This window comes from Gemmatimonas aurantiaca T-27 (assembly GCF_000010305.1).
In the GTDB taxonomy this organism is placed as follows: domain Bacteria; phylum Gemmatimonadota; class Gemmatimonadetes; order Gemmatimonadales; family Gemmatimonadaceae; genus Gemmatimonas; species Gemmatimonas aurantiaca.
The window spans coordinates 3,836,137-3,846,998 of sequence record NC_012489.1; the positions used below are offsets into that span (position 1 = coordinate 3,836,137).

At 64.7% G+C, this 10,862-nt stretch carries 9 protein-coding genes; 6 read left to right on the top strand and 3 right to left on the bottom strand.

Translation table 11 applies throughout. The features are described 5' to 3' along the window. The first annotated feature begins 25 nt into the window (after window positions 1–25). Entirely contained in the window at window positions 26–1,666 is a 1,641-nt protein-coding gene (locus tag GAU_RS16525) for a choice-of-anchor I family protein (protein WP_015895047.1), read from the top strand. A gap of 11 nt (window positions 1,667–1,677) precedes the next feature. On the opposite strand, the gene GAU_RS16530 is transcribed toward GAU_RS16525, so the two are convergent. Beyond that, on the bottom strand, window positions 1,678–2,292 hold the full coding sequence (locus GAU_RS16530) for an SRPBCC family protein (protein WP_015895048.1): 615 nt from the start codon (window positions 2,290–2,292) through the stop codon (window positions 1,678–1,680). Between the two features lie 172 nt (window positions 2,293–2,464). On the opposite strand from GAU_RS16530, the gene GAU_RS16535 reads away from it, so the two are divergent. Both GAU_RS16535 and GAU_RS16540 read left to right on the top strand, forming a co-directional pair. Then, complete coding sequence (locus GAU_RS16535; RefSeq protein ID WP_169307717.1) at window positions 2,465–3,985, top strand: alginate export family protein; 1,521 nt, start codon at window positions 2,465–2,467, stop codon at window positions 3,983–3,985. Window positions 3,986–4,017: 32 nt separating this feature from the next. Next, window positions 4,018–6,036, top strand: a complete 2,019-nt coding sequence (locus tag GAU_RS16540) for a HAMP domain-containing methyl-accepting chemotaxis protein (RefSeq protein ID WP_041265627.1) — start codon at window positions 4,018–4,020, stop codon at window positions 6,034–6,036. A gap of 26 nt (window positions 6,037–6,062) precedes the next feature. Here GAU_RS16540 and GAU_RS16545 read toward each other — a convergent pair whose 3' ends face one another. After that, the gene (locus GAU_RS16545) at window positions 6,063–6,920 is read right to left on the bottom strand and encodes a helix-turn-helix domain-containing protein (protein WP_015895051.1); all 858 of its coding nucleotides are present in this window, start codon (window positions 6,918–6,920) and stop codon (window positions 6,063–6,065) included. A 125-nt stretch (window positions 6,921–7,045) separates the two neighbouring features. Between GAU_RS16545 and GAU_RS16550 the strand changes: the two genes are divergently transcribed. Further along, window positions 7,046–7,546 carry a DUF6265 family protein gene (locus tag GAU_RS16550; RefSeq protein WP_197526004.1) on the top strand — a complete coding sequence of 167 codons (501 nt, stop codon included), beginning with the start codon at window positions 7,046–7,048 and terminating at the stop codon, window positions 7,544–7,546. 34 nt (window positions 7,547–7,580) lie between these two features. Here GAU_RS16550 and GAU_RS21290 read toward each other — a convergent pair whose 3' ends face one another. Next, entirely contained in the window at window positions 7,581–8,576 is a 996-nt protein-coding gene (locus tag GAU_RS21290) for an ankyrin repeat domain-containing protein (protein ID WP_083765728.1), read from the bottom strand. A gap of 83 nt (window positions 8,577–8,659) precedes the next feature. On the opposite strand from GAU_RS21290, the gene GAU_RS16560 reads away from it, so the two are divergent. Together GAU_RS16560 and GAU_RS16565 are read left to right on the top strand one after the other, a co-directional pair. Then, window positions 8,660–9,337, top strand: a complete 678-nt coding sequence (locus GAU_RS16560) for a TetR/AcrR family transcriptional regulator (protein WP_015895054.1) — start codon at window positions 8,660–8,662, stop codon at window positions 9,335–9,337. A gap of 127 nt (window positions 9,338–9,464) precedes the next feature. Beyond that, a complete protein-coding gene (locus tag GAU_RS16565) occupies window positions 9,465–10,835 on the top strand; it encodes an acetyl-CoA C-acyltransferase (protein ID WP_015895055.1) in 1,371 nt (456 codons plus the stop codon). Window positions 10,836–10,862 lie beyond the last annotated feature (27 nt).

Below are 10,862 nucleotides of genomic sequence, written 5' to 3' on the forward strand. Positions count from 1 at the left end.
TTCACGATTCCCTTCACCCCTTTTCATGACTTTGGTAACGATCTCCCGCACCGATACCGCCACGCCCCGGCACTCGCTCCGGCGCGCACTGCTCGCCACCACCCTGCTGCCACTGGTCATCGCCGCAGCGTGCTCGGACAGCGACAGCACCGGCCCCGACACGCCGCCGCCCGAACCGACGCCCAACAGCCTCACGCTCGAACGCATTGGCGGCTTCACCGGAGGCGGCGCAGGCGCTGCCGAAATCACGGCGTTCGATTCGGCCAGCAAGCGATTGTTCGTGGTGAACGGCGCCCTGGGTTCGGTGGACGTGCTCGATCTCTCCAATCCCGCGATGCCGGCCCGGGTGGGTTCGATCAGCGTCTCGGGTTTCGGCGCGGCCGCCAACAGTGTGGCGACCTTCGGTGGGTATGTGGCCGTGGCCGTGGAAGCCAACGTGAAGACCGACAATGGTCGCGTGGTGTTCTATCGGGCCGCGGACCTGCAGGCGGTCTCGAACGTGACCGTGGGCGCACTGCCAGACATGGTGACCTTCTCGCCGAGTGGCCGGTATGTGCTGGTGGCCAACGAAGGCGAACCATCGGCCACCTACGCGGTGGATCCGGAAGGCTCGGTGAGCATCATCGATGTGGCGACCATCACCGCACCGACGGTGCGCACAGCGAGTTTTGCCTCGTACAACGGCCAGGAAGCCACGCTGCGCGCGAGCGGTATTCGCATCTACGGTCCGAATGCCACGGCGGCCAAGGATTTCGAGCCGGAGTACATCACGGTCTCGGCAGACAGCCGCACAGCCTGGGTCACGCTGCAGGAAAACAATGCCATCGCCACCGTCGACATCACATCAGGTGCCGTGACCGCGGTGCGTGCGCTCGGCTTCAAGGATCATTCGCGCGCCGGCAACGGCATCGACGCCAGTGATCGCGACAATGCCATCAACATCCGCACCTGGCCGGTGCGTGGCATGTACCAGCCTGATGCCATCGCGTCGTACGTGGTGGGCGGACAGCAGTACCTGGTCACTGCCAACGAAGGAGATGCCCGCGACTGGCCGCCGGGTCTGCAGGAAGAGGCGCGCGTCTCCACGCTCGACCTCAACCCGTCGATCTTCACCGACGCGGTGTGTGGTGGCCCGTGCAAGGATGCGTCACGCCTCGGCCGTCTCACGGTGACCACGACACTCGGCCGCAACACCACCACCAACCAGTTCGACACGCTCTACGTGCTGGGTGGCCGCTCCTTCTCCATCTGGAACGCCACCACGGGCCAGCAGACCTGGGATTCCGGTGACCAGTTCGAACAGCGCACCTCCGCGTTGCCCAGTGTGGCGTTCAACGCCAGCAACGAAGGCAATACGGCCGATGATCGCAGTGACAACAAGGGACCGGAACCGGAAGGCGTGGCGCTTGGAACGTTTGGCTCCAAGACCTTCGCTTTCATCGGACTCGAGCGCGTGGGCGGTGTGATGGTCTATGACATCACCTCACCCACGTCACCGAGCTTCGTCACCTACATCAATCCGCGCACCGGAGCCACCGGCGATCTCGGTCCGGAAGGACTGACCTTCATTCCCGCGAAGTCGTCGCCGAACGGCAAGCCACTGCTCATCGTAGGCAACGAGATCAGTGGCACCACGGCCGTGTATCAGATCAACCTGACGTACTGAGGTACCACGTACTACGGCGTCGGCGGACCGACCACAGGAGACGTGGTGGTTGCGGCCGGCGCCGAATCAGCAGCAGCGGGAGCCGGGGGCGCTGCGGGCGCGCTCTCGGCCACGGCCTTGAGTTGACGTAGTCCCTTTTCGAAATCCGGACCGATCATGCGGTCCATGCTCGTCACCGTCATCATGAGTTTCGTCATGAAGTTGGCGGGGCCCTCCATCAGCCAACGCACATTGGTGCCGTTGCCGGCGGGGGCCAGCGTGAATGTGGTGACATTGTGGCCCTCGATCGGTTCGAGGAAGTCCAGTTTGACGGCCACCGAGGTGGGCGGCGTGGACGACGTGATCTCCATACGCCCCGCCCCCACCGAGGAATTGCCCTTCCATTCGTATGTCGCCCCCACACCGGCCGCTGGACCGGAATAGGTCGCGGCCATGGTCGTGTCGAGTTTGGCCCACGGCGACCACGCTTCCCAGGCGTGAAAGTCATTGATCTGCGCATGCACACGTTCGGGGGGCGCCGCAATATCGATGCTGCGTTCAACCGAGAAGCTGTCCGGCTTGGTAGTGGCAAAACCCAGCAGCGCCACCACCAGCAACAGCACAACGAGCAGAACCTTGCGGACCATGACGCCTCCGTGAACGGTTGCCTGCAGTGACACCGGCGCCCGCCCGGTGATAGCCGAGAAGGCGTACAATTGGAGAGCCAGAACTTAGCACTCAACCTTTCTGCCCGGATCCCGATACTGAAACATGACGACACCATTTCCGGTGTCCAGATTTTGCTTTCTGCCCCGTTCCATGCCGACTCGTCGCGTCCTGGTCCGGTGGCCGTGGGTTCTGTTGTTGGTCGTGGCAGTGCCGGCGCTGGCACAGTCTTCCCAAGCGCCGGCAACCGTGCCATCACGATCCACCGAGTCCGCTTCTCATATCCCCGTATCCGCTGTCGGCATTGCGCTAGCAACGGCCGCCGACACGGTCACGGCGCCCGATAGCCTCCTCAAGGCAGTCACTGCCCGTCCGGCGGAAGCTGAGGCACGCCGGAAGCGCTGGGACCAGTCCTTCAAGAACATGCCGGTCGCCGGGCACTATCCCGTACGGCTGACCATGGCCGGCCAGGCCCGGTGGCGCGAAGAATTCTTCCGTGCCTTCAACGTGGGCCCGGTGGACGACGACCACGGACAGTCGCGACTGCTGCTCAGCGCCGACCTGATCGCCGGCAATCCGAAAGGTTGGTTCGGCCGCGTGTTTGCTGAAGGTCGGGACGCCCAGAGCTACGGCCGTACGTTGCCGGGAGGCGCCCGTCCCTCCGATGCCGATCGTCACGACATCCAGAACCTTTACGTGGATGCCGGTTTCGGAAAGTCGTTCCTTCGCATCGGACGGCAGGAGATCGCGCTCAATCGGGAACGTCTGATCGGTGTGCCTGATTGGTCCAACACCCGCCGTGGTTCGCAGGGCGCGCGTCTGCAACTGGTACATGGCGCGTTCGCCTTCGAAGCCATCGAAGCGCGACCCATGATCGTGCGCCAGTCAGCCACGAACCGCCCGGACAGCACGGCACGTTTGCATACGCTGTCTCTGGGCAGTGCTCCGGGAGCACGCGCGCTGGCCCCTGGCCTTCCCGCGACCTGGCAGGGCTATTGGTACGAGCAGCGCATTCGCAGCACCCCGACAGCGCCGCTCACGCGTCGTATCACGTCGGGTGGAAGAGTGCAGTGGCAGTGGGGCAGCAAGGCTGATGCACCACATGGACGGACCCTCGAATTTGAAGGGGCCCACCAGAGTGGGCGCGCCGGCACGAAGGTGATTGATGGATGGTTCTGGATTGGCGAAGGACAATGGCAATGGAAGCGGCTGCCCGGCAAACCCGCGCTTGCGGTGGGCGTCGAAGAAGCCAGTGGAGAACGTCCCGGTACATCGGGCCGCATTGAAGCCTTTGCCGTGTTGTATCCCGCTGCACACGCGCATGGGGGATACGCCGACGTGATCGGACGACCGAACGTGCGAGAATTGCACGCCATCGGGACATGGGATCCGTTCGCGTCATTGAATCTTCGCGGGGCCGCCTACCGGTTCGATCGGCGGCGTCTCGACGATGGCATCTACACCAAACAGAACTCGGTCTTCCGGGCGGCAGGCAACTCGCGTCAGCGTCATGCGGCCGACGAGTTCGATCTGACCGGCACCTGGAAGGCCACAACACACTGGCGCCTGATTTTTGGTGGGGCGCTGGTGGTACCTGGCGCGTTTCTTCGCGAAACGCCGGGCAGTGCCCGTACGGAGCGGTGGGGCTTCGTGGGCACGACGTTTTCATTCTGAGTGCAATTCGCTCGTCTTACATAGGAATTCTCATGCGTCGCTGGACCGTTCGTAACCGACTCATTGCCGGCTTCGGCTTGCTGCTGTTGTTGCTGGGATTGACCGGCACCATCGCCACTGTGCGTGTGCAATCACTGCGCCACACGGTAGACATCGCCACCCGTGAAGTGGCCGCGAAGGGCCTTGCCGCCAACGCACTCATCGATGCCGTGAACGAAGCCGCGCGCTTCAAGCTCGCCCTGTTCGCTGCCACCTCGGCCGACCTGATCGAACAGTCGAACGCCGGCGTGGTCAGCTCCCGCGAGCGGATCAACACGGCTTACACCCGACTCGATGCGATTGCCAACGATTCACTGAAGGGCGATACGACAATGGCCAGACAGCTCACGGCCATCAAGGCGCTGCGGGTCGTGCACGCCGCGGCGTTCGATTCTGCCGCCGCCGTCCGGAAGACCGGTGATGTGGCACATGCCGAGGTGATCCTGACCACGTCGGTCCTGCCGTCACTGCGCTCGTACATCGAAGCCATCGACTCTCTGATCTCCACACAGAACCAGGCACTCGCGGTCGAAGCACAGCAAGCGGAGAAGCAGGCCGTCCTGGGGATCTCGCTGATCGTCGGCCTCTGCCTCGCAGCCCTGGTGCTCGGGCTGGTCGTGGCGCGTGGCATCTACCTCAGCATCACGCAGCCGCTGGCGCAGCTCACCGGTGTAGCCAATCAGCTCGCCGAAGGCGATTGCGAAGTGACCTTCGACAATCAGGACGCTCGTGATGAAGTGGCGGAGCTGGCGCGCGCCATGCAGCGCATGGCCAAGGCCGATGCCGATCTCGCCCAGGTGGCGCATCGATTGGCAGCCGGCGATGTGTCGGTGACAGTCACCGTGCGTGGCAGCGCCGACGTGCTGGGATCCGCCATGCTGCGCCTCAAGGAGACGCTGGTGGCACTGGAATCGGAAACCCGCAGTCTCACGACCGCCGCCATCGACGGACGCCTCAGTGATCGTGCGCAACTCAAGTCGTTCGAAGGCGCATTCCGTGACCTCGTCGGTGGCCTCAACGCCATCCTCGACAACCTGCTGGCCCCCGTCAATGAAGCGCGCGCCACGCTCGAGCGGCTGGCGGCACGTGACCTGTCCGCGCGCATGAGCACGGAATGGCACGGTGATCATGCGGTGCTGGCGCAGGCGCTGAACACCGCGGCAGAAGCCCTCAACCGCACGTTGTCCGAAGTGACCGCCTCGGCTGACCAGGTGAACAGCGCGGCCCTGCAGATTGCCGACGGCAGTCAGGGCCTGGCTCGTAGTGCATCGGAGCAGGCCGCCTCGCTGGAAGAAGTCGCCGCCGGTCTTCAGGAAGTGGGCTCGGTGACACGCCAGAACGCCGACAATGCATCAGAGGCCCAGGAACTGAGCGCACAGGCGCAGCAGAGTTCCACACGCGGTGTAAACGAAATGCAGCGTCTCTCGGATGCCATTCTGCGCATCAAGCACTCGAGTGACAGCACGGCCAAGATCATCAAGACCATCGACGAGATCGCGTTCCAGACCAACCTGCTGGCGCTCAATGCAGCAGTGGAAGCGGCGCGTGCCGGTGATGCCGGACGTGGTTTCGCGGTGGTTGCCGAAGAAGTCCGTGGTCTGGCCCTGCGGAGTGCCGAAGCCGCCCGACAGACGGCTGATCTCATCGAACAATCGGTGACGACGGCCAATGAAGGGGTGACACTCAACGCCGCCGTGCTGGAGCAGCTCACCGACATCGACCAGCGGGTCAGCCGCGTCGGCACGGTGCTGGCAGACGTCGCATCGGCCAGCCAGTTGCAGCGCGATGGCATTGCCACGATCGGCCGTGCCGTCGACCAGATGAACGCGGTGACCCAACAGGTGGCCGCCAACGCTGAAGAATCGGCGAGTGCCGCCGAAGAGTTGGCCGGTCAGGCGACCACGATGAATGCCCTGGTGAATGAGTTCACGCTGTCGGATCAGGCGTCCTCGCAGGGCAGCCTGCACAACAGCACACGGTTCCAGCGGGGCCGCCTGCGCCGGAGTGCCTGAGTACAATGACATGTCCCATCGGCCCGTCAGGTGCCGATGGTCGGACGAGGAATGAACAATGCGGTGAACGCCGGCAGCGAAGAGAGAAACGCTGCCGGCGGCTCACCAACAAATGCACGGAAATCGCGAATGAGATGCGATTCGTCGCAGTAACCACGGTCGGCCGCCACCCGAGCCAGTGTATCGGGCGCACGACGCCAGGCGGTACACACGCCATGGAAGCGCACGATGCGAGCGAACAGTTTGGGTGAAACACCAATCTGTGTCGTGAATCGGCGCTGCAGTGTGCGCAGCGCCATATGGTGGTCAGCGGCCAGGGTCTCCATGTGCACCGCACCGGCTGTCGCGCGAATCGCCTGCACGGCGTGTGTCACCACATCACTGGTCCGCGGGGCCGTACGTGCATGACGTGTCACCCATTCGTTCACGGCATCCTGTCGGGCCCGATCGCCCAGCGGCTGCAAGGTGTGCCACAACGCCCGCACCGATGTCCATGCTGGGGTGTCGGGCGTGGTAGGCGCGAACGCATCCACCCAATTGTCCGGAGGTGGTGCCGATGGAGCGGTCAGCCCCCAGGCGCCATGGGCCTCGAAGCGAATGGCCAGCAGATCCACCACGCCTGTCGGCCGCACATCGAATGGTCCACTGATCTGCCCCACGAGAAACGCTCGCGGCTGCGAGCGAATACCGTTGTTCGCGCCATGATGCTCAAATGGTGCGCCAAAATTGAGCAACAGCTCCGGGCACCCATCGGGCAACGCAGGCTCCGGGGGGTCAGCGCCCGGCGATGACACGGTGGCAGCCTGCTCACGGCGCAGACGCCATCCACACACGGTCAAGCCGTCGGACGGCTCGGCGGTCGGCCACTCGTGATAGTCCATCATGAGGAGGGAAATCGATACCGGTACGGGGGCTGTCGCAATTGTCCAATGACACCAACCGCACCCATGCTATGCTGGCCCTCTCCGGCACGTGCCCCGTCTCGCCCTACCCTGCAGCCCCTGTTCGCATGACCTATTCCCGTGGCAGAATGCTGTCGGCCCTCGCACTGCTGCTGTGCCCCATGCGGCCGCTGGCCGCGCAACCTCCCGCTGCACTGCCGTCGGATCCGGTGCGCCTGCAGTGGCTGGCCGGGTGCTGGGCCCAACGGGCACCAGGTCGTCTCATCGAAGAACAGTGGATGGTTCCCCAGGGCGGCGTGATGATCGGCATGAGCCGCACGGTGGTGCGCGATACGGCCCGTAGCTGGGAGTTTTTGCGCATCGCGAAGACGGGGGACCGTCTGGCGTACATCGCCACGCCCAGTGGTCAGGCGGAGACCACCTTCCCACTTGTGGCCCTGAGTGACACGCTGGTCACGTTCGAGAATCCGCAGCACGATTTTCCGCAACGCATCAGCTACCGGCGTATTCGCTCGGATTCCGTCGTCGCCACGATCTCCGGCACCGTCAATGGCCGAGCGCGGGCATCCAGCTTTCCGATGGTACGCAGTCGCTGTGTGGGGGCATGACTCGATCTCCAATACGTGCGACTTCGGGCTGAGGTCAGCCGGCCTCAGCGCCACGCAGGCGCTCCACGATCGCTCCATGTCCCTTGCGCTGTGCCCAGGCGAGCGGGGTGGCCCACGGCGCTCCCGCCGCATTGGGGTTGGCGCCGCGCTCCAGCAGGAACGCCACCATGTCCTCGCGGCCCCAGTGTGCGGCATAACCAAGCGGCGTCGACGCGTAGTCGTCATCGATCGCGTCGATCTGCGCGCCCCACTGCAGCAGCAGTGCGGCCTTGTCCACCTCACCGGTGAACGCGACGTCGTGCAACAAGCGGAACTGTCGCCAGTTCCTGTGTTCAGGAGACATGCCGCGTTCGAGTAACCACGCCGCTGTCGCCGTGTGTTTGAAGTAGTACCGGGCGCCCCACTTCGATTCGAGGGGGACGGTCGCGCCATACGACATGAGCAACGCCAACATGTCGTGATCACCGTTGTTGGCCGGGACACTCAGCAGCCCCTCTCCCCAGTACGCATCGGGGTCCTTTGCCAGCGCCGGATGCGCATTGAGCAGTGTGCGTACCTCGTCATGCGCGCCGCGATCGATCAGCGTTTCCAGCGCACGGGCTTCGTCGCTGCGACCGCGCTGAATCGCCCCGGTGTCTCCCCACGCGTGCGCCCGTCCCGGTTCCTTCAACGCAGCACGAAGACGTTCGGCAATCGCCAGTTCTCCCCGGTCTTCGGCGTATGTGACCAGTGGGTCGAGAAAGGGATGTGTACGCGCGTCCGGGTCCAGCGCCCCCTGCTCCACGAGCCAGTCCACGATCTCCCCATGACCGCTGCGCACCGCGAGTTGGAGCGGTGAGGTGTAGTCGTACTGGCAACTCCGCAGCGGTGGCGTGGCGCTCACCAACTGCTGCAGATGGTCGAGGTCGCCGGTGGCGGCGGACACCAGGGCATCCCAGACGAGCGTGGTCGTGCTCCACACCCCTTCATGCAACTGCATGGGGCGCGACTGACGAAGATCCACAGGCTGGTACATCGGAGACCGGGGCATGAAAGAACCATGTGGCCCCCTCGTGGTGGTGTCGAGGCCCCGCTGCCCTTGAAAAGCGACCGATCGGTCGTTTTACTTCAGTCATGAGGCAATCGAAAGGAGAACTCACCCGCCAACGCATCGTGGAAACGGCGGCGCCGGTGTTCAATCGCCGAGGCTATGCGGGGGCCAGCATGGCGCACCTCATGGAGGCCGCCGGTCTCGAGAAGGGGGGGCTGTATCGCCATTTCGAGAGCAAGGATGCGCTCGCCCTCGCGGCCTTCGACCACGCCGTCCGGCTCAGCGGCCGACGCATCCGACAGTGTGTTCTCGACGGGGGGCCCTCGGCGGCAGGCCGTTTGCTCGGTGTGGCGCAGGGCATGGCCACCTCAGGCCTCGATCCATCGGTGCCGGGCGGATGTCCCCTGCTCAACACGGCCATCGAGGTGGATGATCCGTCGCTCGACGCCGAGAACAGTCTGTATCCGGAACTGCGTCTCCGCACGCGCCGCGCCATGAATGATTTGCTGCGTGTGGTGCGCCGCATCGTGGACGAAGGCGTGGCCAGCGGTGAGTTCATCCAAGATGTGGACGCCGATGCCGAAGCGTCGCTGCTGGTGGCCACGATGGAGGGCGGCCTGCTGCTGATGCGTCTCTACGACGACCCCGCACACCTGCGGTGGGCGTTGCAGCGTATCGAAGATCGCGGGATGCAACTCACCCGGAGATCCAGCCGGCGACGCGTGCCCACGGTGCCTACCAAACGCACACGGTCGCGCTGAAATGAGCCTCACCCATGCACATGTCGCACGCCTATAAAGAGACCGATCGGTCTCATAGCTGTATGGTCGACACCGGTCCCGTGACGCCGCTGCCGACCCACTTCATGTCCGGTCGAGGAATTGCACCATGTCTCATCTGAAGCCCCAGGATGCTGTCATCGTCGAAGCGTTACGCACGCCGCGGGGACGTGGCAAGCCACTCGGCAGCTCACGCCCGGGCGCACTGGCCGGGATCCACCCGCAGGAGCTTGCCGCACAGATTCTCGACGCCACGGTGTCGCGCACGGGTATTCCCGCCCGCGATGTCGACGATGTCATTCTCGGCTGTGTGACCCAGGCAGGCGAACAGGGCGCCAATATCGCACGGCACGCCGTGCTGACCGCCGGCTGGCCCGTCTCGGTCCCGGCCACCACACTCACCCGCGCCTGCGGATCCGGACTCGAAGCCATTCACATGGCGGTGAACGGCGTACTGGCGGGAGCGCATCAGGTGGTGCTGGCCGGCGGCGTGGAGAGTATGTCCCGGGTGCCCATGGGCAGCGACACCGCGCGCCTGGTCGACCCGTCCGCACCGGGTGCCGACGCCGCGGATCGCAGCGGCGTGGGTGATGGTGGCAATCCGCAACTCCGCCGTCGTATCCGGCAGGTCCCGCAGGGCATCAGTGCCGATCTCATCGCCACGCTGGAAGGCTTCAGCCGCGAGGAGATCGATGCATTCGCCCTGCGTTCCCAGCAGCAGGCCGCGATAGCCATCCGCGAAGGCCGATTCGCGCGCAGTCTGGTGCCCGTGCGTGATCCGGCGTCTGGGCAGGTCGTGCTCGACCACGAGGAGTATCCGCGGGAGACCACCGCCGAAGCCTTGGCATCGCTGGGAGCCGCATTTGCGACACTTGGCGCCAAGTCGGTATCGGCTACGGCCGATCTTTCACTCGATCAGCTCGCGCTCACTCAGGTGCGCGACCGACTGCTGGCCGGCCTGAGCGATGAAGGGGCGCGTATGCAGGCGGCCGTACAGACGGTGCAGGCGATCACACATGTACACACGGCCGGCAACTCGAGTGGCATTGCCGATGGCGGAGCGGCGGTCCTGGTAGCGTCGCACGACTACGCCCGCGCCCATGGCCTGCGGGCACGGGCACGTATCCGTGCGATGGCCACCGTGGGCAGTGATCCCGTGCTGATGCTGACCGCTCCCACGCCGGCGTCACAGCTCGCGTTGTCACGGGCGGGGCTGTCGGTCAGCGACGTGGACCTCTGGGAAATCAACGAAGCCTTTGCCACGGTTCCCCTGCGCACGATTCGTGATCTCGGTATCCATCCCGATCGCGTGAACGTCAATGGCGGCGCGATTGCTCTGGGTCATCCGTTGGGCGCATCGGGCGCCATGTTGCTGGGTACGGTGTTGGACGAACTCGAGCGGCGCGGTCAAGCCATCGGTGTGGTGACACTGTGCATCGCCGGTGGCCTGGGCATTGCGGCTGTGGTGGAACGGGTCTGATCGCCACCCCGTCCATCGCGCATCACG